Annotated in this window: 22 protein-coding genes; 10 read left to right on the forward strand and 12 right to left on the reverse strand. The window is 41.8% G+C overall.

Features of this window, described 5'->3' with window-relative positions:
- Positions 1-109: 109 nt before the first annotated feature.
- A complete protein-coding gene (locus AAEZ00_RS14850) occupies positions 110-508 on the reverse strand; it encodes an ACT domain-containing protein (RefSeq protein ID WP_351088944.1) in 399 nt (132 codons plus the stop codon).
- A gap of 584 nt (positions 509-1,092) precedes the next feature.
- On the opposite strand from AAEZ00_RS14850, the gene asnB reads away from it, so the two are divergent.
- Positions 1,093-2,757, forward strand: a complete 1,665-nt coding sequence (asnB, locus tag AAEZ00_RS14855; protein WP_101032000.1) for an asparagine synthase B — start codon at positions 1,093-1,095, stop codon at positions 2,755-2,757.
- 129 nt (positions 2,758-2,886) lie between these two features.
- On the forward strand, positions 2,887-3,402 hold the full coding sequence (locus AAEZ00_RS14860; protein ID WP_351076074.1) for a GNAT family N-acetyltransferase: 516 nt from the start codon (positions 2,887-2,889) through the stop codon (positions 3,400-3,402).
- 28 nt (positions 3,403-3,430) lie between these two features.
- Here AAEZ00_RS14860 and AAEZ00_RS14865 read toward each other — a convergent pair whose 3' ends face one another.
- The 4 genes from AAEZ00_RS14865 to AAEZ00_RS14880 form a co-directional block, all read right to left on the reverse strand.
- On the reverse strand, positions 3,431-3,634 hold the full coding sequence (locus tag AAEZ00_RS14865) for a DUF1289 domain-containing protein (RefSeq protein WP_164839495.1): 204 nt from the start codon (positions 3,632-3,634) through the stop codon (positions 3,431-3,433).
- Positions 3,609-3,959, reverse strand: a complete 351-nt coding sequence (locus AAEZ00_RS14870; protein ID WP_351076071.1) for a VOC family protein — start codon at positions 3,957-3,959, stop codon at positions 3,609-3,611. Before AAEZ00_RS14870 ends, AAEZ00_RS14865 begins: the two co-directional genes overlap by 26 nt.
- Before the next feature lie 194 nt (positions 3,960-4,153).
- On the reverse strand, positions 4,154-4,855 hold the full coding sequence (locus AAEZ00_RS14875; protein WP_101032004.1) for a DUF445 domain-containing protein: 702 nt from the start codon (positions 4,853-4,855) through the stop codon (positions 4,154-4,156).
- A 159-nt stretch (positions 4,856-5,014) separates the two neighbouring features.
- On the reverse strand, positions 5,015-5,404 hold the full coding sequence (locus tag AAEZ00_RS14880; RefSeq protein ID WP_124011707.1) for a GNAT family N-acetyltransferase: 390 nt from the start codon (positions 5,402-5,404) through the stop codon (positions 5,015-5,017).
- Between the two features lie 322 nt (positions 5,405-5,726).
- On the opposite strand from AAEZ00_RS14880, the gene AAEZ00_RS14885 reads away from it, so the two are divergent.
- The 4 genes from AAEZ00_RS14885 to AAEZ00_RS14900 all read left to right on the forward strand — a co-directional run bounded on the left by AAEZ00_RS14885 (position 5,727) and on the right by AAEZ00_RS14900 (position 10,630).
- A complete protein-coding gene (locus AAEZ00_RS14885) occupies positions 5,727-9,026 on the forward strand; it encodes a DUF748 domain-containing protein (protein WP_351088946.1) in 3,300 nt (1,099 codons plus the stop codon).
- A 119-nt stretch (positions 9,027-9,145) separates the two neighbouring features.
- Positions 9,146-9,502, forward strand: coding sequence for a glutaredoxin family protein (locus AAEZ00_RS14890; RefSeq protein WP_124011709.1), 357 nt, complete (start codon positions 9,146-9,148; stop codon positions 9,500-9,502).
- 169 nt (positions 9,503-9,671) lie between these two features.
- Positions 9,672-10,121: a hypothetical protein gene (locus tag AAEZ00_RS14895; RefSeq protein ID WP_124011710.1), complete on the forward strand. Its 450-nt coding sequence runs from the start codon at positions 9,672-9,674 to the stop codon at positions 10,119-10,121.
- Between the two features lie 308 nt (positions 10,122-10,429).
- Positions 10,430-10,630, forward strand: a complete 201-nt coding sequence (locus tag AAEZ00_RS14900; protein ID WP_101032009.1) for a DUF2986 domain-containing protein — start codon at positions 10,430-10,432, stop codon at positions 10,628-10,630.
- Positions 10,631-10,750: 120 nt separating this feature from the next.
- On the opposite strand, the gene AAEZ00_RS14905 is transcribed toward AAEZ00_RS14900, so the two are convergent.
- Positions 10,751-12,289, reverse strand: a complete 1,539-nt coding sequence (locus tag AAEZ00_RS14905) for an MATE family efflux transporter (protein ID WP_124011711.1) — start codon at positions 12,287-12,289, stop codon at positions 10,751-10,753.
- Positions 12,290-12,349: 60 nt separating this feature from the next.
- Entirely contained in the window at positions 12,350-13,180 is an 831-nt protein-coding gene (locus AAEZ00_RS14910) for an ion transporter (RefSeq protein ID WP_101032011.1), read from the reverse strand.
- 166 nt (positions 13,181-13,346) lie between these two features.
- Here AAEZ00_RS14910 and AAEZ00_RS14915 point away from each other — a divergent pair, with 166 nt between their 5' ends.
- Together AAEZ00_RS14915 and AAEZ00_RS14920 are read left to right on the forward strand one after the other, a co-directional pair.
- Entirely contained in the window at positions 13,347-13,850 is a 504-nt protein-coding gene (locus AAEZ00_RS14915; RefSeq protein WP_101032012.1) for a L,D-transpeptidase family protein, read from the forward strand.
- Between the two features lie 51 nt (positions 13,851-13,901).
- Positions 13,902-14,477, forward strand: coding sequence for a VOC family protein (locus AAEZ00_RS14920; protein ID WP_124011712.1), 576 nt, complete (start codon positions 13,902-13,904; stop codon positions 14,475-14,477).
- 274 nt (positions 14,478-14,751) lie between these two features.
- On the opposite strand, the gene AAEZ00_RS14925 is transcribed toward AAEZ00_RS14920, so the two are convergent.
- Positions 14,752-15,354 (reverse strand): class I SAM-dependent DNA methyltransferase, encoded by a 603-nt coding sequence (locus tag AAEZ00_RS14925; RefSeq protein WP_351088948.1) that lies wholly within the window; start codon positions 15,352-15,354, stop codon positions 14,752-14,754.
- 406 nt (positions 15,355-15,760) lie between these two features.
- Positions 15,761-16,642 carry an MYG1 family protein gene (locus tag AAEZ00_RS14930; protein ID WP_233768666.1) on the reverse strand — a complete coding sequence of 294 codons (882 nt, stop codon included), beginning with the start codon at positions 16,640-16,642 and terminating at the stop codon, positions 15,761-15,763.
- A 573-nt stretch (positions 16,643-17,215) separates the two neighbouring features.
- Here AAEZ00_RS14930 and AAEZ00_RS14935 point away from each other — a divergent pair.
- Positions 17,216-18,451, forward strand: a complete 1,236-nt coding sequence (locus AAEZ00_RS14935; protein ID WP_124011715.1) for an MFS transporter — start codon at positions 17,216-17,218, stop codon at positions 18,449-18,451.
- 242 nt (positions 18,452-18,693) lie between these two features.
- On the opposite strand, the gene AAEZ00_RS14940 is transcribed toward AAEZ00_RS14935, so the two are convergent.
- The 3 genes from AAEZ00_RS14940 to AAEZ00_RS14950 form a co-directional block, all read right to left on the reverse strand.
- Complete coding sequence (locus AAEZ00_RS14940) at positions 18,694-19,350, reverse strand: glutathione S-transferase family protein (RefSeq protein ID WP_267898626.1); 657 nt, start codon at positions 19,348-19,350, stop codon at positions 18,694-18,696.
- Between the two features lie 771 nt (positions 19,351-20,121).
- Positions 20,122-22,068 carry a M48 family metallopeptidase gene (locus AAEZ00_RS14945; protein ID WP_124011717.1) on the reverse strand — a complete coding sequence of 649 codons (1,947 nt, stop codon included), beginning with the start codon at positions 22,066-22,068 and terminating at the stop codon, positions 20,122-20,124.
- Between the two features lie 21 nt (positions 22,069-22,089).
- Positions 22,090-22,686, reverse strand: coding sequence for a LemA family protein (locus tag AAEZ00_RS14950; RefSeq protein ID WP_351076058.1), 597 nt, complete (start codon positions 22,684-22,686; stop codon positions 22,090-22,092).
- Between the two features lie 1,314 nt (positions 22,687-24,000).
- Between AAEZ00_RS14950 and AAEZ00_RS14955 the strand changes: the two genes are divergently transcribed.
- Positions 24,001-24,507 (forward strand): hypothetical protein, encoded by a 507-nt coding sequence (locus AAEZ00_RS14955; RefSeq protein ID WP_124011719.1) that lies wholly within the window; start codon positions 24,001-24,003, stop codon positions 24,505-24,507.
- Positions 24,508-24,581: the final 74 nt, after the last annotated feature.

The following is a 24,581-nucleotide window of genomic DNA, read 5'->3' on the forward strand; positions in this document are numbered from 1 at the left end:
AAAATTAATTTTGAAAGCCTGCTGGCTCTAGCTTGCTCTATAATTTGGCTGCCAATGTGAAAGATCAACAGCCCCTAGTCTTTGAGTTAATCCTCTGGATAAACGGTACTCACACTTTACTCAATTCATTTAGCGCTTCGATGGCTAAAGCCGCCTTTTCTGTTTGCACAAAAATATGGTCATGATAATACGCGGCAATAACATTAGCGCTAATGCCTTTTTCGGTGAGTTTATTGGCCACTGCAGCCGTTAAACCGACGGCATCAAGGCTAGAGTGTACCGTTAAGGTAATGCCTTTAAATACTGATTCAAATGACAAACCGCCCTCAATAGCAGCCGCTTTTGTTAATACTAATGTCAGCCCTTCAGATTCGCGAAACGTCGCCAGTGGCGATAAAGTTTGGTAATCACCATATTGCCCCTGCACTGAGCAAAAAACATATTCGTCATCTAATAATACCGGTGACATCGATGCGAGTAGTGCCGTTAAATTTGTTTCACCTACCATTCTTTTTTCCTTAAATATTTTTCCGTTATAAAGCGATTTTATGAATCAAGGTATTCTTTTGCAAATAAAAAGGGGCTGCCTGACTAAAATGTCGCCTAACTTAAATGCAGCTTATGCCACCCAGCTACAACATAAGTGACCAAGGTAACCCTATCCAGTCTTAATATACTTAACAAGTTAAGCCTTGCTTGGTTGGCTATCACCGAGTGAACTGGAGCCCCAATATCGCGCATAAATAATCCTATTAAGCTTGGATATGGCTAACCAACAGCACAAAACGACTATTCAACCTTCTTTTTGCTCAAATAACGATCAGACGCACTGCCTTAGTGCAATTATCGTTTTAGTTGTATTTGATTATGAAATATCAAAATAAATCATCATAATCGCAGTAAAAATAAAGATATCTCATAAAAATAGAGGTTATTATTGATAATATTTAAATAAAAAGATATTTCGAAGAGATAAAATCATTAAAACAACCAATTTTATGATGTTATCTTAAAAAACAAACTTGGCAGTTAACCAAAATGCTGGCAAAGTAGTGGCAGAAAAAGATTAGCCAACGCTGCTGGAGCCGTACTATGTGTTCAATATTTTCGATTTTAGATATCAAAACTGATGCAAGCCAACTTCGTCATGTGGCCTTAGAAATGTCAAAATTACTGCGTCACCGCGGTCCAGATTGGTCTGGTATTTATGCTGATGAACATGCCATTTTAGCTCATGAACGTTTATCCATTGTTGACGTTGACCACGGAGCGCAACCGCTTATCAGCACTGATGGCAACTTAGTCTTAGCCGTAAACGGTGAAATTTATAACCACAAGCAATTAAAAGCTCAGCTTGGTGACAAATACCAATATAAAACTAACTCAGATTGTGAAGTGATTTTGTCACTTTACCAAGAATACGGTTGTGACTTTTTAGACAAACTGAACGGCATCTTTGCATTTGTACTGTACGACAAAGCCAAAGGCACTTACTTAATCGGCCGCGATCATATGGGTATAATCCCACTTTACACTGGCTTCGATGCATCTGGTAACTTCTATGTTGCCTCTGAAATGAAAGCATTAATGCCGGTATGTAAAACCGTTGCTGAGTTTTACCCTGGACAGTATTTATATTCTGCCGACGGTAAACCAACCCAGTATTATCAACGTGATTGGCGCGATTTTGATGCGGTTAAAGACAACCCAGCAAGCATTGAAGAGTTGCGTGAAGCATTAGAAGCCGCAGTAAAACGCCAATTAATGTCAGATGTACCTTACGGGGTATTATTGTCTGGTGGGTTAGATTCATCCGTGATCTCTGCCATTACCCAAACTTACGCCAAACATCGTATTGAAAACGACGGCGAAACTGGCGCATGGTGGCCACAGCTGCATTCATTTGCCGTAGGGTTAGCGGAATCTCCTGACTTAGTTGCCGCACAAAAAGTGGCTGACGCCATTGGCACCATTCATCATCCTATTGTCTATACCTTCCAAGAAGGCTTAGATGCGATTAAAGAAGTGATTTATCATCTCGAAACTTACGATGTCACCACTATTCGAGCAGCAACGCCAATGTATTTAATGGCGCGTAAAATTAAAGCCATGGGCATTAAAATGGTGCTGTCTGGCGAAGGTGCTGACGAGTTATTCGGTGGTTATCTGTATTTCCACAAAGCGCCTAACGCGCAAGCATTTCATGAAGAGTTAGTTCGTAAGCTAGATAAACTGCACTTATTTGACTGCTTGCGTGCCAACAAATCCATGGCGGCATGGGGACTTGAAGCTCGGGTGCCTTTCTTAGATAAAGAATTTATCGACGTGGCAATGCGCATTAATCCAGAAGCCAAAATGTCTAAAGATGGCCGCATCGAGAAGCATATTTTACGTCAGGCATTTGAGGATAAATTGCCAAAAGAAGTAGTATGGCGTCAAAAAGAGCAGTTCAGTGATGGCGTAGGTTACTCTTGGATTGATGGTCTAAAAGCACACGCAGCAGAAAACGTCGGCGACGTGCAATATGCTAACGCAAAGTTCCGTTTCCCATACAACACGCCAGAGTCAAAAGAAGCCTATTTTTACCGCAGCTTCTTTGAAGAGTTTTTCCCATTAGCCAGCGCAGCTGAAACAGTGCCCGGAGGAAAAACAGTGGCTTGTTCAACCCCTGAAGCACTATTGTGGGATGCAAGTTTGCAAGGACTTAACGACCCATCAGGCCGCGCAGTTAAAAACGTTCACGCTAGCGCATATTAATTTTTCCTCGATAGCTAAACACCACCCTATTGGGTGGTGTTTTTGTTTGCCTCCATCTTGTAAGATAATGACAACAGCGTCCAGAGGCATAATGCTTAGCGTATTAATTGAGCAACAATAAGGTTTCCCATGACAGATATCAGTATTTTCAATCTTGAAATGACCGACCCTAGTCAATTAAAGCCTAAAAATGATCCCAACGGATTAACCGTGGTTGAGGTAAAAATAAAACAATATCAATTTAATCGGTTTCTATATCAATTTGTCGGTGCAGGGTGGCAATGGACAGATAAACTGACCTTGACCGATAGCCAGTGGCAAGAATATAGCGAAGCGGACAATTTACATTTGTTTGTGGCCTATAAAGATGGCGCACCAGCGGGTTACTTTGAATTGCAGCAGCAAGAAGAAGCGACTGTAGAGATTATGTATTTTGGCTTAGGCGAACGCTTTATCGGTAAAGGATTTGGCGGCTATTTACTGACCCAAGCCATTGAGCAAGCTTGGTTGTTACCCAACACCCGCCGAGTTTGGGTACATACTTGCTCGTTAGATCACCCCAGCGCATTACAAAACTATCAAGCACGCGGATTCAGTTTATTTAGAACTGATACCGAACCAAGAATGAACCCAAACTCTGCGTAGCGAAAAAAGGTCATGGATAACTGTCGTACTAACGGTTTTTACACGCGATACTGCGTTGTTGTAATATTTCAAGTAACGCGCTTTTTTGTTGCTCGTTCATTGAGTGCCAAGCCAGAATTTCGTCGAGCGAGCGATGACACCCTAAACAGACATCCTGTGCATCTAAACAACATTGCCTCACGCAAGGTGAGGCAATTTGATTAACGTTACTCTGACCATACGCCATATTCATTACCATTGGTGTCAGAAAAATGAAAACGTCTACCCCCAGGAAAACTGAATACGGCTTTGGTTATCTGTCCACCAGCCTGAATAATTTTGGCTGCGGTCGCGCCTAAATCTTGGCTATAGAGCACAATTAACGGGCTGCCTTTAGCTAAGGTAAATTGACACTCAGCTCGATAAAAACCACCATCAATTCCGACCTTCAAAAAGCAGCTGTATTCAGGACCATAGTCTTGAAACTGCCAACCAAAAACCTGAGTAAAAAAGGCTTTGGTTGCAATGATGTCTTTCACGGGTATTTCTAAATAATTAATACTATGATGTTGACTCATGCTCACCTCTATTACTCAGGGCTAAAACTAAGAACTAATGCTAAGAACTAAGACTAATAACTATTACTAGGTACAATCACTCAGTACTCATATTAATACTATCACTCATATCCAGTACTCATACGATAGCGCAATACTATGGCTTACGGCATTAATATGATGATTGATTCGATAGCTAGATTATAGCTGTCGCCCTATTGTTGCACCAATGCCGCAACGGCACCAATAACACCGCCAAACACACCACCCCATACAACTAACCAACCTAAATGGGTTTTAATCATATCTTGGATGATTTGTTTAACTAATTCAGGCGTAAGTTCGTTTAAACGCTGTTCGACAATATTGGCCACCTTCGCTTGCATATCAGCGATGATATTTGGCTTTTCAAGTTCATTGACTAAAATCGCATTAAACTCTTCACTTTGAGCCAGTTCAACTAAAGACAGTTTCATTTTTTCAATAAAAGGCTCTTTTAGTGGGATCAACGCCTCTGTGCCACCAAACATTGCTATCATGGCACCAAATGATGACTTTTCGATGGTCGACACCAATGCATCGAATGACGGCGCCAAATCAATTTGTTCAATCACAGGTGTTAAATCAATACTGCTGGCACTGCTGGTTGTCAAAAAGCGATCGATATTCTCTTGGGTAAAAAATTGTTTCATCATTAAATGTTTAATGCCCAATTTAAACTCTTCGAAACGCGATGGAACCACTCCAGAGCCATACAAACCGGGGACCTTTTCAAACAACATATGGATCGCCAACCAATTTGTTAACGCACCCGATAATGCAAATAATCCTATCGTCAGCACAATCTGTTGTTCTAACACATACCCGACCAGCATAAGAATGGCCGCAATAAGGTTGGTTAATACACTCTTATTCAATCTCTGTTCCTTAACATCTACGATGAAAAAATAATAAAAAAACCTCAGTTATTTTACCAGAAAAATAACTGAGGTCTAAAATAACTAACGCTTATATTTTGATAGTTTGAGCCAGCAAGGTCAAACAGCCGTCAATCGAGTTCACATTGGTGATTTATGCTAAGAACCAACTGATTCCGACTCAACAATGCCCTCTATATCGTGGCGATTAATTAATAATACCCCGGTACTTTGCGCCAATGCTTGTGCTTTTTGATACATCTGACTGATAATATCAAGCTGCTGATCCTGTGGTGAGACAAACACATCCTCTAAATACCACACAGGCGCCAGTCGTAATGAAGAAAACGACGGATACAGTTGAATAAAACCCATCATTTTATCTTCTTTGAACGACACAAAAATCATCGAATCATTTTCAGCCAAGCGATGTTTCAAAAAAGCATGGCAGGCACGATAGTCTGAGGCTTGGTGTAATTGCTGCCGATATTGATCAAATAGCAGGCTCAGCGGTTCTAAATCTATGCTCGAAGCAAGACGAATTTGCATTTGTCATCCTTGAAAATTGAGGTTAAATCCGCGCATGGATACTGCAGATATTATGCTAAATAAATGATGCCATCACGCCATAAGGGCCAAGGATAACATCCCGCTATAACGACTTAACACTCCTAGTTAAAGTCAGATACGAAAATAAGTTAACAATAAGATAAAATAAAACCTATTAATTACATAAACTTAAATATAACGCTACCATCAATAAACCTAAATGTAAATTAATCAGTTTTGCGGCCAAAATAATGATTTGCAAAGATAGTTTTTTTGCTAAAATAGGTACCTGTTACCATTGTTTTTATCAAGACTACTTCATATGACCCCGTTTTTAGCTCAGTTGCGCTCAGCGGTTAAACCGCGCTCTCGTATTCAAAAATTAACCCTTTATGGATTAACAATTTACCTATTGTCTTGCGCTGTACTCGGTGGATTAATTCCTTATATTGCCAAACAACAAGCACCAGAGATATTAGCCGAGCAATTAGGTAGAGACGTTAGTCTACAAGACATTAGTATCAATCCTTTTACGCTAGAACTAACGGTATCGGGTTTGGTTATCAATGAAGCTAATAGTCAGCAAACCTTTGCATCACTAGCCACGCTGTATGGCAACATTCAATTGTGGCAATCCATCACATCTTGGACATTAGTGATTGAAGATATCCGTCTAGCACAACCCACTATCCGAGTGTCGCTTACTCAAACCGATGATCAACAGGTTGTATTTAACTTTAGTGATATTATCAAGCGCCTAGGTAAAGACACTCAATCAACACCAGCCAATACTGCACCGACAAGTCTACCTGCGATAAACATCGGTAAAATTGAGCTGCTACAAGGTGTGTTCACCTTAGATGACAACGTCACCGATACTCATATCAACTACCCAAATATCAATCTGTCATTGACACAATTTAGCAGCTTGAGTACCGCGTTAGAGGATAAACAAGACCAGGTTAATCGCTATAATCTGAGCATAGAAGATCAATTTAACGGCTCGGTGGCACTGCAAGGACAATTTCAATTATCGCCATTAGCAATACAAGGTGATCTCGACGCTGCTGGCGTTGATTTATCTCGTTATTGGACTTTTGTTGATCAACTGTTTGCGATTAACTTATCTGAAGGCATGCTCAGCGTAAACGGCCAGTACACTGTGACGTTACAAGATAAAAACTTAGCCCCAATAAGCCACATTAATGTCACCAAAGCGCAGATAGTGATTAACCGTTTTAAAGCGCTACATCAGCAAGATGAAAAAATCGCCATTGATGTGTTAGCGTTAAAAAATATCAATGTAGATAGCCAGAAAAAACTTGTTAGCATTGATGAGTTTCATACTGAAAATGGTAAAATCAAACTCAACATCACCCCTAAAGGAGCTGATTTAGTCGCGTTACTGTTACCTCAAAATACTCAACTTCTCGACGATGCTGCTTCGAGCCAAACTGATACTAATGACACCACAGATACCACAGAGGTTGCAAATGTCTCAAATATCACTGACGCCAGCATAGAGGCAGAGTCTGACATAACCACTGAACAAGTCACCCAAACACCTGACGCTATTGTGACCCAAGCACCGCAAACAAACGCAGGTTCACCCCGCCCGTCACAAACTGAAATGACAAGCCAAAATGTTGATCCTAATACTGCTGATAAGGTTGATTCTCCATGGTTAGTCAATTTACATAAAATCACTGTGGCACAGTACCAAGTAGACCTTGGGGAAGGCATTGCCAGTGATAACATCATCCTTTGGCAACTCGGTCCCATTGATGTCTCAACCGGCTTGGTAAAATCTGATTTATCCACCCCTATTGATTACCAATTCTCGACTGGCATCAATGCGCAAAGCCTATTAACGTCGACAGGGCAAGTCGATGCATTAGCACAAACGATTAATGCTGATATCGATTTTAGTAATATGTTGCTGTCACGCTTGCAACCCTATATCGCACCATACATTAATATCACAGTAGAAGACGGGGTATTTTCCACTAAAGGTAATTTACATGCCGATGCTAAAGATACCCTCACCTACACAGGCAGCGCTAACATCAACCAGCTGCACATTAACGATAATGTGCTAAATAAACCATTGCTGACATGGGAAACCATGGACATCAACCAGTTATCGTTTGATCGCCAACAAGCTATCATTGACATCGATGAAATAAACTTCGATAAACTCTTTAGTCGCATCATTATTTCACCCGATCGCGGCACTAATATCAGCCAGCTGATCCACACAAAAAAAGCCACAACCGATCCCGTGGAGATAAAGCAAGCTGTTGATAGCGTTGATCCGAGCAAATTGATAGTCGATCAGCGCAAAGCTGATGCCTCAACACTGAATTCATCAGCAGGCAGTGAACCGCCAATGACAGATTCACCGCAAATGCAATTCAACATTAATAAAATAGGCATTAAAGACAGCTCAGCTTTTTTTGCGGATAACTCATTAACACCTAATTTTGCTTCAGGCATAGAAATGCTCAATGGCCAAATTAGCCATCTTTCATCGAAACCACAGACCACGGCATCGGTTGATTTGGTGGGTAAAATCGATAGATATGCTCCGGTGACGTTAAAAGGTGAGATAAATCCGTTACTCGACCAACCGTATCTTGATCTTAACTTGAATTTTGACAACGTAGAGTTAACCTCGGTCAATCCCTATTCAAGTACTTATGCTGGCTATTACATAGATAAAGGCCAATTGTCATTAGACCTAAACTACCAACTTAAAAACACTGCATTAGTTGGCAGTAATCACGTCGTCATTGATCAACTTAAACTGGGCAAACCCAGCAATAGCAGTTTAGCAACCAGTCTACCGGTGACGTTGGCGGTGGCATTATTGCAAGATCGCCACGGTGTGATTGATTTGGGCGTTGATGTCTCAGGGGACCTTGATTCTCCCAACTTCAGCTTTGGAAGCATAATCGTGAATGCTTTGGGTAATATTATTACCAAAGCCGTGACCTCACCCTTTTCATTCTTAGCAGGCCTTGTGGATGGTGATGAGGAAATGGATAAAATCAGTTTTGATTACGGACTCAGCAGTCTTTCACTTAAACAAAAAAATACCCTCGACAAACTGGCTAAAGCATTAATAGACAGACCGCTGCTGAATCTCAATATTAAAGGCAGTATTGACTTAATTAACGATAAACAAGCGTTAGCTGAAATCAAACTGCATAAACAACTGGCTATAACAGCAGGGATAAAATTTAACACGTTACCAAAAAGTTTATCTGCCAGCCAGTTCCCTGCAACAGGGCCATTAGCTGATGCACTGTATCAATTAGTTGAGCAAGAATTGTCGCAGCCACCATTAGCGATAAAACAATCTTTACAACAAGAAACTCCAGAGCTGACAGAAGTAGAGCTCGTTACTCGCTGGCACATTGGCTTATACAATATGCTTAAAAACCACCAGCAGATCACTACAGATGAATTTGGCCAATTAGCACAACAGCGGGCCAGCGCAGTTAAAGCGTATTTAATTGATCAAGCAGGCATTGATGCGGGAAAAGTTTTTGTACTAGAAAGCCGCATCAACACCGTAGAAGATGCCGCTGAAGCATTGCTTGAACTACAAGTAAATTAACCCGTCATAGCTATTAACGGCTCTCGACATCGGGTAGACTGCGCATACATTGTAAACGAGGAATAACAGGCGTTTGCAATCATGCCGTATCATTAATATTGTTAAGATTGAGGTTTTATATGTTTATCGTTCGCTGGATTTTAGGTCGAATTATTTTGTTGTTAAATTTTGTGTTTGCTCCTAAAAAGCGCCAACGTCCGCAAGATCAACAAGTCATTGTCGATCAACAGACTCAATCGCTGGCATTGTATCAATACGCCGCCTGCCCTTTTTGTGTCAAAGTTCGTCGTGAAATGCGTCGTCAAAACTTAACCATTAACTTAGTTGATGCCAAACAAGATGAGCACAAAAGCGTGCTAACCGAGCAAGGTGGCAAACTCAAAGTCCCTTGTCTACGTATCGAGCAAGATGGCAAAACCCAATGGCTATATGAATCAAAAGCCATTATGAGCTACCTCAACGAGCGTTTTGCGTAAACCACAATTCGTATTATTTCGCCACAGTTTAGCTTAATGCTGTGGCTAACAGATTGCTGTATATATTCTTTTGTTTTTTAGACCATTGTTGTATCAATAAATGGTTGATAATTATCTTCTGCAGCTTTTTCCAGATATCATTTAGGATAAAAAACTGATGAGGTTATGTGTGTCAAAAATCGGCTTAATCATTTGTAGCGCCATACTTCTAAGCGCCTGTAGCACCAGCGAACCAGACCCAATGGACTATGTTGGCCAGTTTCGCGACGCATTCAGCACGCAAATTAAAGGTAAAGGGATTAAGTTATTTGTCTATAAAGCCAAATTAGCTACCGCCCTTGATCGTAGCATTCCCGGTGATGCTCCTCGAGATAGAGTCATTCGCCGCAGTAAACAAGATGCCCAAAGCTATCAAATAGAACTACGTAAAGCTGAAAATCGCCTAGAACTGTGGCATCAACAAATCGATCTTGGCCTTAAAAAAACCATCGAAATGAACGGTTATTGTAAAGCCGGATTTATCGAATTAAGTCGTTATGTTGAAACTGAACGCGGTGAAATTCGTGGCGAATGTAACGATGGTGCTACCGCTGAAGATATCAAAAAATTCGGGGTTTAATGAGTAAACCCCGTTCGGGATACTAAACGGTTGTTAATCAGGTAAAATATTCTGATATTTACCGCTTTATCTCATCTTTTAACCCGAGTTGAGGTAATTTAGCTGATGATGTTTTACCTGACTTGAAAGACTAATACTGTCGCTGACGGATAAAACACTATATCCAGCTAAGCAATTAAGCTAAAATAGCATCCAAATTTTCTCGTGATGTTGCCGTTGGCTCTAAGACCAGTGTCATCACGCTTTGATAAGCTGTTTATCATCAAAAATGATATCAATAGCTTGTCGTTTACAAAGTAAGAAATCAGATGAATAGAAAGCAAGAGATGATCAAAAAGCTGGCTAAACGTGCCAAGGCTCGCCAAAACAAAGTGGTGCCGTCTAACCCTAGCAGCAAGGCTGTTGAGCGTTATATCTCTAAAGCTGAACGCGAAAAAATTGCGGTAACAGAAGCCGCAGAACAAGCCGCAGCAACAGAGACCAGCAACACTGAAACTGATAAAGACTAACGCCGCCTCACAAGGGTGTTAGTGACAAAAAGCCCCTATTATGTTGGCCTTAGCCAATATAATAGGGGCTTTTTATTGCCTGTTAAATAGGTATTCATGATGTGTTAAATGCTGATTAGATCAATTAGTTTTATCGGCGCTCGTTTTGTCAGTATTGGTTTCGTCAGCAATAGTGTCATCGGCATTATCTTGTTGCGCAAATTGCTTACAAAAGGGCTCTTCATCCAATTGGGCCATCTGAGTGCGTCCTGGCATAGGTGATGGTGCTGCAACCATATCAATGTTTATCGCATCGTCTTCTAACAGTTGTTGGTTGGCACCAGCCGGCAACAAACCTTGGCGACTAATTTTGTCGACTAATCGGTATGCACAGAAAATACCTATCACACCGAAGATAATCGCTCCAATAACCTGGCCAATTAATACCCCAAACACGCCGCCCCACTGCGCGCCAAAATAGACAAAGGGTATGGTGCCGACGGTTGCTTTACCGACGTTAAAAAAGGTGGAATATTTGGCCTTACCTAAATTATTAAATGAGGCGTTGGCAATAAACAGAATTCCCGAAAAGATAAAGAACACGGCAATGTACTGACAGAAAAATAAAATAAGCTCTGCCGCATCACCTTTCATAGCAAAGCTGCTAATAATGACATTGCGTAATAGATACAGTCCAAGTGACATCACCAGCACATAAACCACACAAAATTGAATCGCTTTGGTCAAACTCAATCTAACTCGCTCAATTTCATTGGCACCAAAGTTTTGCCCCACAATCGGTCCAACGGCCCCCGACAGTGCAAAAATCATCCCAAACGATACGGGGATCAAACGACCTAATACAGCCCAACCAGCCACATAGCTATCACCAAAATCGGCGATAGCTCGCGTTACCACCGCATTACCAATGGGGGTTGCCACATTGGTCAGCATTGCCGGTGCGGCAATTGAAAAAATAGTCCCGAGGTCTTGTTTAAACTCATCAAGCGAAAACCGACCTAACAGTTTATGTTTTATCACTACGCCGCGGGCGGAGATAATAAACACAACAATACGAGCCAATACCGAAGCCGCGGCCGCGCCTTCTATCCCCATTGATAAGGAAAAAATGAAGATAGGATCTAATATGGCATTTACACCACCACCGGCGAGCGTCGACATCATCGACAATTTGGCATCGCCCACCGCGCGTAATGCACCGCCAAGTGCCATTGCTAAGCAAATAAACGGTAATGATGGCACCAGAATATATAAATAGCTTTGCGCTAATTCCGCCGTGCGCCCTGTTGCACCCACCAAGGCTAACAGTTCTGGAATAAACGCAATCACTACCGCAGCCACCAGCACACTGGTGATTAACGTCACGATGGCACTGTTTAAAAACAATCGTTTAGCTAACTTAATATTTTTAGCACCCACTGCTTTTGACACTAATGCACCCAGAGCAATAGATAAGCCGATGCCTATTGATGTGGTAAAAAAAGAAATCGTGCTGGCATAACCTGCCGCAGCGGCAAGTTCAACTTCGCCGAGCAGACTTAAAAAGAAAATATCGAGTAAGTCGACCACAAACAGTGCCGAAATCCCTACTGCAGCAGTAGAGCTCATCACTAGGATATGGCGTAAAATCGAACCCTCAACAAATTTAGCAGTGGTCATTAGTATCCTTGAGTGTAAATATATATAAGCAAACCCAAGCTCGCTTTATGGCCGATAACCCTAGAGTTTTTCCAGTTCGCTACCACAATGATTACAATATTCAGCATCGTTATCGTGGCCTTTCTTGCCACAATTACTGCATTTACGTAAATCACGGGTTCTGACCATTTCATGTGTAATTTCAGCGGTTAAAATGCCTGTTGGAATGGCAATAATCGAATAACCAATGAGCATAGTCAGTGCCGCAATCGCCTGACCTAATGGTGTTTGTGGCGTAATGTCTCCATAACCAACCGTGGTAATGGTCACCACGGTCCAATACATGGACTGAGGTATTGAAGTAAAGCCATTATTTGGGCCTTCGACTACATACATAATCACACTTAATACCATGATAATCAGGCTTACTGCGAAAAAAAACATAAACACTTTTCGACTCGACTGCATCATGGCTTTGAGTAATATATGACCATCTCTTAAATATCGAAGTAACTTTAATACCCTAAACACACGAAATAAACGCAGTACCCTTAGCGCTAACGCCACATTGGCACCTGGGAAAATCAAGTCTAAATAACTGGGTAAAATGGACACTAAATCCACTACACCAAAAAAGCTGCGTGCATAGTGTAACCGATTAAGCGAACAATAGATCCTTAATATGTACTCAACGGTAAAGATTACCGTAAAGGTCCATTCAGCAATTTGAATATAGTCACCGTACGGCGAATTAACTCGTTCTATCGTATCGATAAAAATTAATAACACACTCAGTACAATACAGACCATAAGGGCAATATCGAAGCGTTTTCCTGCTAAGGTTTCGGTACCAAAAATCACACTTCTAAGGTATTGTTTCAGTGGGCTGTCGGGTTTTTCTTCGGTATTCATCTTAATATTCACTGTCTTGGGCAATAAATTGCAAATAAACTTGGTTAACTAATATCAATTAACCCTTGTAGTCGTTAAAATCTAACATTGACTGTCGGATGTTAACATTCGAAATAAGGTCATTTTACAATAAAAATTAAAAAGGTCATTGGTTTACGGAGTTTTCATGCGCGCGTTGTACATATTATTTATAGCCTTAATTTTCTGCCCGTTATTAGCGCTTGCTTCGACAAGCCAAACAACAGCAAAAGTGGATTTAGTTGTGGTCAATAAATCCGAATCTCGTTTATCTGTCATGCGTGACGGAAAAGTGGTTAAAAGTTACCTCATTGCCATGGGCGATGTGCCCAGTGGTCATAAGCTTAAAGAAGGTGATCAACGCACTCCACAAGGCCGTTACGTTTTAGATTATAAAAAATCTGATAGTGCATTTTATAAATCGATTCATATTTCGTATCCCAATGAAGAAGATAAATTAAGGGCTGACGCATTAGGGATCCGAGCCGGTGGCATGATCATGATCCACGGTGAAAACCCTCGTTCAACGTTGCCGCCAAAAGAAGCACAAAAGTACAACTGGACCAATGGTTGCATTGCCGTCACCAACAAAGAAATGGATGAATTATGGCAAATGATTGATGCCGGTACACCGATTGAAATATGGCCATAGGCTGATTTAATCTCAACCATACCATTTTTGCTTTGTTTTTTGGGTCACAAAATGAATTACCAACACCTACAACATACTTGGGTCGACTTTGGTCAGCGCATTACGGCATTTATTGATCAGTTAGGCCTAGAGAACTTATCACTATACTGCGATCATGCCGCCTTACGAGTGAACGACAACCACATGGCGCAGTTATTAGCTGATGAATTTAGCCAACATGGCAAAATAATCTCCAATAATATCATTAACGGTCGGCCTATTTTAATCATTAAATTAACCGAGCCATTAGTTATTGGCGCAATGCACATTCAATGTGTTGAACTGCCCTTCCCATCCGACAAAGCTTATCCAGTTGAAGGCTGGGAACATGTCGAGTTAGTGTTTCCGTCACAGGCACAAACCTGTGATGAACTAGTCGCAGAGCTTATCGAAAAAGTGCCACAACTGGCTGATATTATTGCGAGTAATGATTCAGAAAACAGTGACATTAAGGTAAAGCAAAGTTCGCCAAAAGGCGATAAAGAGCGCTTAGCCAACCCAACCATAGCGTTTAAGGCCAATGGCATTTGCGTTAAAGTACACCCGCACGATATTCAAAAGATTGTTGAAAGTGAACAAGCCTGCTAAGCATAGTACTAATAACGCTTTATCTGGAAACGGCAGCACTTCCGTTGATACGATCCGTCAATATATTCAAGAGCAAGGTTAGTTTATCGATTCATCCCCGCGACTTCGCTTCGCTCTGATCACGAGGTTTTCTCTACAGATTAGATAAAACAAGCCAAACATCGATATGCCAATGCCATAACTGAGTTTGGCTTGTTTAGATCAATGACAAGAAAATAAGTAAGCAACGAACAACAGCCAACGGTGTTGTTCGTTTGATCAACTTGATACATGCTTATTTCTTAGCCGTTAATAAAAATACCGCAAACTCTCCTTGTGACTTGTGCACTACACTAGCATCAACGACTTCAACCTCTCGAAAACAAGCTTGCTTTGCTGCAAGAGCAATCGCATCTCGGTCAAAACCGAAATGGTAGACACCAGTATCTTCTGTATGGAAACTTCCATCTTCCTTGTCAAGATCAGATATAGCGATTATTCCGCCATCATTTAGCAGAGAATAGAACTTAACGAACATTGCCCCAATATCTTTCACATGATGCATTGTCATTGAAGATATAATGCCATCAAATTTATCTGTGATATCTGTAGATTCTAAATCAATGGCCAATATATCAATTTCACAACTAAGACTGACTCGCTTCTTTTCAAGCTGATCATTCATCGATTTTGAAATGTCAATAGCAGTAATTTTTCGTACAGACGGCGCAATGCGCTCAAGTAGCAATCCGGTACCTGAGCCAAAATCCATTAAGTGCATTTGTCGATCAAGGCTTACATTTTTAATGACAGCATTGGCAATGTTTTCGACATTTGAAACTCTATTATCATCGCTATCGAAAATAACTGCTTTATGCTCGAAAAAATCTCTACTCATCTTTGCTTCCTACTTCGGTAAAACGTTGAGCTCAGCCGCGATGTTGGCTACTCGATTGTTGAGGTTATCTAGACTTGTTATCGCCAATGATGAGCGCATATATTCGTGTGATATTGAATGTCTCAGAATGATTTCGAATGTCTATAAACTAATAACATCTTTTGAATCGTTTACAGGCTCGCATTAGCATGATGTCATTGCGTTTAAAGATAACTCGCTAGTCTTTTTACTAACGAGTTTACGTAATGACGCTATGGCGCAGCAAATCCTTTTGATGCCGCCAACAATCTTGGCCATGTTTTGAGTACTACATTGGTTCACAGCCCTACGTTCAAGCTCGTTTAGGTCTTCACCTTTTACTGAGCACTGCTTACCAAATACAAACATTTATCATGGCGTTGTCGGTTTAGGCTTTAATGGCATCAGCGACTAACTTCATAGTTGACTGAAGTGAACCTGTTGCACAGATAAATAAGCCATGATGACAGAATACGCCATCTGGGATCTGTGCCACTTTTGAAAACGCTTCATCACTCAAACCAGCCCATGATGTTGGAAAATCTTTACGGTTAGAGAATTCTCCAGGAGCTGATGGAACGGTGCGGGCGTACCATTTTTCACCATTTGGAAATATTGCATAAAGTATCGTTTCATTTCCATTGCTGTTAAACAGGTGTTCTATCCACTTACAATCTTCAGGCACAATGATATATGAACGTTTTTCATTGTGAGCCACGTTAAGAGCAAGTTCCACCCCTTCCCGACTATCAATCCAGTGCTTGGCTTGTGCGATGGCAGTCTGAAGCATTAAACGAGCGCGCACTACTTCGCCCTCAAAAACGTCGTCTGTTTTAGAGTGGTCCTGAGGGTTCATCATAGAAATTGACCCCGATAGTGAGATTTCGCGCACATCAGAAAAGTCTTCAATATGATGTGTTAATGTCACTCCATTATCAATTGCATCAAACTGTCTAATCAAACGTCGACTAATCCTATCGGCAATATCAGGACAGCCACAAATCTCAGTACCATAATGAGACCAAATAAGGCCGATAGATGACATTTTTAAACCATCATCGTATGTCGGACCGTTCTTAAAATGGTGGTCATATACCTTTTCATCGTGATTGTAGTAACCACCAACATCAACGAGGTAATCGCATTTTGCCCATACTTTGGGGTCACGTGAGCGATGTATTTCATACTCCGGATGCAACATCGACAACGCCGCAATGGCAAAAACATCATCGGCATGAAATGCCCCGCTGTGTGTTCCAAATATCTTCATCAAAATAATATATCCATTTACGTTATCACCAAAGCGCGCATTATTTATACGATACTTCAGTTAAGTGTTCGAAATTATAACGTTTCACTCATCAACAAGAAAACCCATTTCTGTAAAGAAAAAGTTTGTGCCGTATAGAAAGAGTAAAATCTATTTACGAAAAAATACTGCTTTGAACACAATCATTCATTCTGCTTCGTATACATCGCTTTTTTTATATCGGCTTTTACCAGATTGGCAGCAACAATCTAGCGTTGATACTATGGCTCCTTTGATGCAAGGGCATTTAAAAAGATAGTTTATTATCCATCAATCAAGCCCCGTTGTGGCGGTGTGCTATCTTCAGGTAAAAGCGACTTAGAAACCTACCATGCTAACATGCACATAAACAAAAATGACAAAGCCGCCTATCCTACAAAGGCAATAGAGTAAAAAGGAAATAGGTTCATTTGGCTATTTGGACTTGGAAACATAGCTAAATGTGAATAGCATAATAGTCATCCGCATTTCCCTTTGTTGACAAACCATCAAAAAAGTCAATTGTGTGAATTTTTTAGGGAGCTTATATAATACATGATCCGCGAATATTTACGTTTTATAAGCCACAGCTGGCCAATTCTCATTTTTGGCGTGATGACCGTTTTCATGGGCAACTTCGGTCAGTCGTTTTTCATTAGCTGGTTCGGAGACAGCTTTAAAGAAAGTCTTGGTCTATCAGCCACAAGCTATGGAACCGCCTACTCTATGGCAACACTTGCCAGTGGCCTACTTATCATGTGGATTGGTGGGAGTATTGACAAAGTCTCGTTAGAAAAGTTTATCCTATTCTGCACAATTGGACTTTCTCTGGCAGCGCTTACGCTCTGGCAGACCAATAACCTAACAACGCTTGTTGTCGGACTTTTTCTCCTGCGTTTTTTTGGTCAGGGACTTTTTCCACACACCGCCATAACCACAATGATGAAAAGGTTTTCTTTGAATCGTGGCAAAGGTGTAAGTGTAGCAACCACAGGGGTTCCCTTAGGTGAAATCATACTGCCTTCCATTGCAGTATTTTTTATTGCACAATTCGGGTGGCAACAAAGTTGGTTGATCATAGCAGTATCAGTCCCCTTACTTTATCTTCCTCTGGCACTTTTTCTTATTAAACGTGCGAGAAATCAAAAATATGCCGAACATGATCCAACTTTAGACTGTGAACCTTCTAAACCACTCAAAGAGGATGGATCGAGAAGAACATTACTTGCCGATTATCGTTTTTGGTTGGTACTACCCACAGTCCTTGCCGCACCATTCATCGTGACAGGAATATTTATTCATCAGGGATTTTTTCTTCCTCAGATGGGCTGGACACCCATGCTTTTTGCCAATTGCTTCGTCTTTTATGGGATTGCCCATTGGCTTTCATCAATGTATACGGGCGCATTGGTTGACAGATTCAGCGGGAGACAATTGTTAAAATATTACCCAATCCCAATGCTCATGGCTTTGTTGTTGGCCTCGCAACTAACAGGCAACTGGGTTGCTTACGCGCTACTTATTTTACTCGGCATCGCCATGGGCTCCGGTAGCCCAATCATTAATGCGCTTTGGGCTGAAGTCTATGGCACCAAGTATCTTGGGAGAATACGCGCACTCATGGTCTCTCTTGGTGTGATATCGACCTCGATTTCTCCGATTTTATTTGGTTATCTCATTGATAATGGGATCACAGGCTCTCAGCTTTTTTTCTGGCTCGCCGTGTACATATTACTGGCAATGTTTTTCGCTTTTTTTTCATACTCTCACGAGAAGAAACTGAAAATTTAATTATGTAACCAACAAATAGACACCAAAAACAGTAATCACAGCCCTACAATTGCCTAATGGAAACATGCTCTTTATGAAGAAAAAATGGCCACTACCTTAAAATTATTTTCACCCTAGTTCTATCTCGCGTTGTGCCACTTTGCGTATATGGACTCCACGAGTGTTAAACATAATGAATTAATGGCCATAGGGACTTATTCACTGCAAAATTCTATTAAGTGCGTGAACCATCCCACCTCGGATCAGCATTCCAATGTCAGTCCCTCCTGAGACATCATCTGTTGGATAGAGTCGCGTTGAAGCATGGCTTGCATGTGGCGGCGTAGGTTTGGCCAGTCTTGCGCTCGACTGCCATAACGGCTGCTCCAGTAGGCCACCATAAACAAATGAAAGTCGGCGCCGCTTAGTCTGTCACCTAGAAGCCATGGGCCTTTATTGCCCAGATCATCGTTGAGGATGCTCCAGCAGCGGCTCAGGTCCTGGGTTGCTTTATCCACCACAGAGGGCAAATCGGTATCGCCAGTGACGTAGTGCTCCGGGTGGGCCCAGCGGTTAGCCGCTTCCTGCAAGGTGTTCGACATCCAAGTGAGGTATTGGTAATAATGCCCTCGTTGCGGCGAATGCAGTGCGGGGGCCAAACCGGCATTCGGGTGCTGGTCAAGCAGGTACATCAGAATCGCCGCCGATTCATAAATGATTTCGCCCCGGTGCTGTAATGTGGGCACCTTGCCGTTCGGGTTGATCGCCAGGTACTCCGGTGTACGTTGCATTCGTTTAGCCAAATCGATCTCGATCAACTCGTAGGCCACGCCCAACTCTTCCAGTACGGCGTGAGTGGCCATGTTGGCCCCACCGCGATCCCAATACAGTGTGTAAATAATATGTCTCCTGTTGTGCAACGAAATTAACCAACTATACCACTGGGAGGCGGTTTTTATACTTCACCTTGCCGTTGGCCACCGATAATCCTCTGCCTACATCGACAGTGACTGCATCTGAGAATAAAAAACGAAGACGCTTAATGCCCCGGGGCGCCTTAAAATAGCCTCTTTTGTTGGCCTTTACTTAACGACGCGCCAAAGCACCAATTGAGACAAGTATTGACGTCAAGCAATAGCCGATGGCTAGTGGGTTTAATGGAGGGCTGCATTCCCTTTTACCTAAAAAACATAAGCCACTAATTTTTATATTATTTTTTTATTATTTTTTGTCTAAAAAATTGACTTAATGTCGCTATGGTACAGCAGATCATTGCGATGCCAGCAACACTCTTAAGTCATCATTGTTGTGTCATTTCCATCTCAAATGTAATGGCTCTGACTTAAGCTAACCGTTACCCGTTTTTAAAATGGTGACCTTCAATTTAGCTTTTAGCTAAATTCTTATCAGCCCCAACCTATTTCCCATTAAGTAATGTTTCATTGCCGGTGAGCCGCGGCACATTTCCCCAAATGAATTCGATCTTTTTTTGTAGGTTTCGATCCATTTGTCTAGATAGGTTTCTTGCAACGCAGTTAATAATATGGCGGGAGATGCATTTAATTTGATGATTTAATCGCTTATTAAAAAGACGAGCAAACGGTAGGTCCATTCCATTATTGGTGCATATTCTTATGAGTTAAGGCTAACGAGTGCAATCCATACTCAAGGTAAATTGAGCGATACAATGCTTAAGCATAAGAGATCAGTGGTGGCATTGGACAAGCCAGAACATCGGCAAAAGCCCGTAATAATTCAACCTCAACCGGATCTATCTTTTGATCGCGCATGATGCAAACGGCACAGGCGTGCAATAACATCGGTTTGGCCATAGGAGTTAACTTTTCCAGTTTTTGTAGCGCTGTGTCCAGATCTGATAGCTTGACTGCATTTTCGTTAACTAATTTGAGCTCGCTCATTCCCAATGCTTCTACCGCGGTGATAAAAACGTCCTCTCTGACAACCTGTTCTTGCTGACCGGCATAGGTCAACACGGATAGCAGCAATGCAATTTCGGGCTTAAGTTGCTCGCTATCTACGCTAGCCAGTAGGCTGCGCGGATGTTTGAAGAAGTGAGCATCCAGATGAATGAACAGAATTTTACGTAAGGTCCACTCCTTTAAGACAAGTTTAAAATCCATGTCAATCAGAGCATCCATATTGACTCTGAAAATCTGGTACTGAGACAGTGATAACTGTTTGAGAGCTGGGATGGCAATATCAATTAATGGAAGCCGAGAGCCAGCCTCTAACCTATCTATTTCAGACAGCAGTTTACGGGTAAAAACGGCAACATTTGCGTCGGCATATTGGTGTAAATAAGCTAATTGTTTAAGCCGAATTTGCTGATCCTTATCCAATAGCAGGGCATAAACAACGGCCCGAGCCCCATAGGGTTCGCGAGCAGCATCCTTGATGACAGTGGGTAACTGCGCAATTAACGCCCGAACATAATCGACCGTTTCCCGCGTAGGATTGCCTATTTGACTAATACTATTGGCAAGATCAACTATGGACGCCCCGGCAGCAATTGTGCTCATTTTTTTCGCCAATTCTGGCTGAGCCTTGGATACTTTTCCATCGCCAGATTGCACACTTTGGTCTATTTCGAGCTTGTCGACAGTGGCAAATTTGCCATCCCAATGGGGATCAATGTGCAAGATACGCTTTGCCAGTGGTGGATGGGTAGCGGACAACGTTTGCATCAAACCTGAAACGCCTTGAGCAAAAAAAGCATGGCTGATTTCAGCTGCCCCGGGATCCTCTATCAAAGATCCAAACTCTAGCCCGCCGATGCGTTTCAATGCACCCGCAATGCCTTCTGGGTTACGGGTAAACTGAACCGCTGAGGCATCTGCTAGGTATTCTCTTTGTCGACTCACGGCCGCTTTTATTAAGCCGCCAAAAAAAGTCCCGGCAAAGCCGATGACAATGAGCCCAATCGCCAGTGCTAATATTCCTGCGGCCCCTTTACCATTGTCCCGTCCACGCCGAGAACGAGAAGTGGAATACAGTAAGTGGTAACCAATAATACCGAGGATCAGTATCCCGTTAAGAACACCGATCAAGCGGATATTTAGGCGCATATCACCGTTAAAAATATGGCTAAACTCATGAGCGATGACACCTTGAAGTTGATCGCGACTGAGGTGATCAATCGCTCCTTGAGTCACGCCAATAACGGCATCTTTGGGGGAGAAACCGGCGGCGAATGCATTGATACCGTTCTCGTCAGCCAACAAATATACCGGTGGTGCTGGCGTACCAGAAGCGATAGCCATTTCCTCTACCACATTTAATAATTTTCGTTGATTCAGAACCGTGGTATTTTGTGCGATTAATTGCCCTCCTAGCCCTTCGGCAACAACCTTGCCACCAGCCGACAAAGCCATGATTTTATAAAGACTGCCTCCCAAGACCACCAGAACGACTGCCGAACTGATAGTGGCAAAAGTGCGCCAATCCATTTGCTGCCAAAAAGACTGACCCGCTGACATTTGCTCGTTGTCGATAAAACCAAACGCCAACATAACCAGCAGATTAACCATCACGATCAGGATGATCACCGCCAAGCTAAACAGCAAAATCAGCTGAAAAGTGTTTTTACGTGCTCGGTCCTGGGATTCAAAAAAATTCATGTTGCATACCTAGGAAAATGACTAAAATGAGACTTTGGGTGCCGCCTGGATGGCCACAGTATCTTCAAACTCCAACAATGTTGCATCTTGCCCATGACCAAATCGCGCCGCAAAAAACACCGGAGGAAAAGTTTGTTTATAAGTATTATAAGCCATCACCTGATCGTTAAAGGCCTGCCTGGAAAAAGAGACCTTATTTTCCGTGGAGATAAGTTCCTCACTTAACTGCAGCATATTCTGATTGGCCTTAAGATCCGGATAGGCCTCCATCACCATGTTAAAGTTCATCATGGCCTCCCCCAGTTTACTTTCAGCGCCACTCAGTCCTTTTATGGCATCAGTGTTACTGGGATCGGCCGCCGCCTTTGACAACATATTCTGCGCCGTATTACGTGCCTCTACCACGGCTTCCAAGGTTTGCCGTTCATGTTTGATATAACCCTTGGCGGTCTCGACAAGATTAGGTATCAAGTCATATCGACGTTTTAATTGCACCTCGATCTGTGCGAAGGCATTTTTGTAGCGATTTTTCAGCGTAACCAGTTTATTAAATACCCCGGTCACATAAAAAAACACCAGTGCCACCAGAACCAGAATAACTATCAATGTGATTGACATATTTTTCACCTTTATCCAAATATTTACGCATCCTTTCGATGCTATTAGTGTTATGTACGCGTTGTAATTGAATTCATAAACACCAGGCTCATCTAAAAGCTTGTGCCAAATGGGCTATCACTAAAACCGAAATGAAAGACTCGAGTAACATTCAGACAATAGCCAAACCCATACATTAAGCACCTAATTACTAACATAAATCATCCAGTCTCAACAGTCGATAGGCATAGGCTGTCATTGTACAGCGACCTTTTCTAGCCTTGCTAGCCACTAACCCAAGCCATTCTTATAATCAATAACATAGCCTCTTTCAGCATTCATTACGATAGCCTTTAATTATACCAGTGCATAAATTAAGTACATTGCTCAGAAGAGTGAGCCCTAAGTAGTGAAAGGTATATGAAAATGAAGAAATTGGCTGATTTCAACAAGCAAAACATGCGTGATACCAATCAAGCTGAAAATGACTTGCAAGTAATTGCAAAGGTTAGGCTTTAACCACAATACCAACATTGGCGGTTTGCGGCATCTGACACCATTTTAGAAATATCTACAGTATTCGGTTTATGTGGGTAACGAACCGACAGCACCTTTGGGTAAATGACCAAAGCTGTTGGTAATGTTAAGTCCGTTCTTCGTAGGGATGTTGAGTCTGTCTTGAATGTGTTGGCTGCTTAAGCCAATCGAACCACTTTTTCTCCACGGATAATTCGGTCAGTACCTTCTACCAGCACACTCTAGTCTTTAACGCTGAAATAAGACCGTCCACGGGATAACTCACAACGTCGACTCACCGTGGCTTTGTTGGCAGCATCATAGTACCACTAGCTTAATGATGAATAAAACATACTGTAAATGCGTCCAAATATTCGGCCTTTCTGTAAAAAAAAATCGGCTCTTTGGCCATAATGAGAACGGCGCCTCTACGACTTAATCATCGATTGGAACTGGACTGATCCCAAAACCTTAACAAGCTGATCATTTATTACCTAAGCGAGGTGTCGTTCGCCGGACTGATACCTATGTCATACTCCAATATATATGTACTGACCTATAATTTCGAGTAAAAAACCTATTTTTCAATAATTTACATAGTTAACCCTGATAGAAAGACATTGAGAAAGTATGAGTTAACGTAACAGTAAGTATGAATGATTATCTCAAACTTCATACTTTAATTCATATTGTGTTAATCAGTATTATGGCTAACATTATTGCAACACTTTCATCTGTACCTATCTCAGGTAATCGATGTAAAAGTAATCTGTAATCTAATGTAATGGGGACATTAATATGAATGTAAATGGGAGGAATATGCTTTTTTTTGTAAAATATACAACCGCATTCCTCGTTTTACACTTCTCTTACAGCCTAACAACTACACAGGCCAACGAATCACTGACTCTGGCACTTTCAGGTGTTATTGAAGATAGGTGTGTAATAGCAATACCCACCAGCTCCACTTTCGATTTTAGCCAGCAGTTAGTCCACTCCACAACGATAGCAATTGACTGCAATCAAGCGATGTTGGTTGCCCTACGCTCAGAGAATGGTGGGCTTAAGCTAAGCCAAGCGGAGGCTGAAAATGATGTGGTTGCGGCCTATGATATTGAGCTAAAAATAGAATCTATTCAGTTTAGATTAACGGCTAATAGTATTGATATTCAACAAGAACGGCGATTTAGTGCTGGCGAGGATATTCCGTTTGCGACTTCAGCAAGCTTAGATATTACACTGCCTGAGGCACTGGTACATGCCGGAAAATACAGCGATACCCTGCATATTGAGGTTTATCCCAATTTTACTCAGCAGGGTATTTAATGAGATTTTCTCCCCAATGGAGAAAAGTTGCCGACCAGTTGGCAAGAACTGGTCGGCTAGTAAAAAACCAATCT

Source organism: Shewanella sp. S1-49-MNA-CIBAN-0167, from assembly GCF_040310145.1.
In the GTDB taxonomy this organism is placed as follows: Bacteria; Pseudomonadota; Gammaproteobacteria; order Enterobacterales; family Shewanellaceae; genus Shewanella; species Shewanella psychromarinicola.

What these genes read in the sequence shown, in the direction of transcription:
- AAEZ00_RS14850 (WP_351088944.1), bottom strand. Translation starts at nt 508, where the DNA reads ATGGTAGGTGAAACAAATTTAACGGCACTACTCGCATCGATGTCACCG.
- AAEZ00_RS14915 (WP_101032012.1), top strand. Translation starts at nt 13,347, where the DNA reads ATGCGCGCGTTGTACATATTATTTATAGCCTTAATTTTCTGCCCGTTA.
- AAEZ00_RS14860 (WP_351076074.1), top strand. Translation starts at nt 2,887, where the DNA reads ATGACAGATATCAGTATTTTCAATCTTGAAATGACCGACCCTAGTCAA.
- asnB (WP_101032000.1), top strand. Translation starts at nt 1,093, where the DNA reads ATGTGTTCAATATTTTCGATTTTAGATATCAAAACTGATGCAAGCCAA.
- AAEZ00_RS14905 (WP_124011711.1), bottom strand. Translation starts at nt 12,289, where the DNA reads ATGACCACTGCTAAATTTGTTGAGGGTTCGATTTTACGCCATATCCTA.
- AAEZ00_RS14950 (WP_351076058.1), bottom strand. Translation starts at nt 22,686, where the DNA reads ATGTCAATCACATTGATAGTTATTCTGGTTCTGGTGGCACTGGTGTTT.
- AAEZ00_RS14945 (WP_124011717.1), bottom strand. Translation starts at nt 22,068, where the DNA reads ATGAATTTTTTTGAATCCCAGGACCGAGCACGTAAAAACACTTTTCAG.
- AAEZ00_RS14925 (WP_351088948.1), bottom strand. Translation starts at nt 15,354, where the DNA reads ATGAGTAGAGATTTTTTCGAGCATAAAGCAGTTATTTTCGATAGCGAT.
- AAEZ00_RS14955 (WP_124011719.1), top strand. Translation starts at nt 24,001, where the DNA reads ATGCTTTTTTTTGTAAAATATACAACCGCATTCCTCGTTTTACACTTC.
- AAEZ00_RS14885 (WP_351088946.1), top strand. Translation starts at nt 5,727, where the DNA reads ATGACCCCGTTTTTAGCTCAGTTGCGCTCAGCGGTTAAACCGCGCTCT.
- AAEZ00_RS14920 (WP_124011712.1), top strand. Translation starts at nt 13,902, where the DNA reads ATGAATTACCAACACCTACAACATACTTGGGTCGACTTTGGTCAGCGC.
- AAEZ00_RS14900 (WP_101032009.1), top strand. Translation starts at nt 10,430, where the DNA reads ATGAATAGAAAGCAAGAGATGATCAAAAAGCTGGCTAAACGTGCCAAG.
- AAEZ00_RS14880 (WP_124011707.1), bottom strand. Translation starts at nt 5,404, where the DNA reads ATGCAAATTCGTCTTGCTTCGAGCATAGATTTAGAACCGCTGAGCCTG.
- AAEZ00_RS14890 (WP_124011709.1), top strand. Translation starts at nt 9,146, where the DNA reads ATGTTTATCGTTCGCTGGATTTTAGGTCGAATTATTTTGTTGTTAAAT.
- AAEZ00_RS14870 (WP_351076071.1), bottom strand. Translation starts at nt 3,959, where the DNA reads ATGAGTCAACATCATAGTATTAATTATTTAGAAATACCCGTGAAAGAC.
- AAEZ00_RS14910 (WP_101032011.1), bottom strand. Translation starts at nt 13,180, where the DNA reads ATGAATACCGAAGAAAAACCCGACAGCCCACTGAAACAATACCTTAGA.
- AAEZ00_RS14935 (WP_124011715.1), top strand. Translation starts at nt 17,216, where the DNA reads ATGATCCGCGAATATTTACGTTTTATAAGCCACAGCTGGCCAATTCTC.
- AAEZ00_RS14865 (WP_164839495.1), bottom strand. Translation starts at nt 3,634, where the DNA reads ATGAATATGGCGTATGGTCAGAGTAACGTTAATCAAATTGCCTCACCT.
- AAEZ00_RS14930 (WP_233768666.1), bottom strand. Translation starts at nt 16,642, where the DNA reads ATGAAGATATTTGGAACACACAGCGGGGCATTTCATGCCGATGATGTT.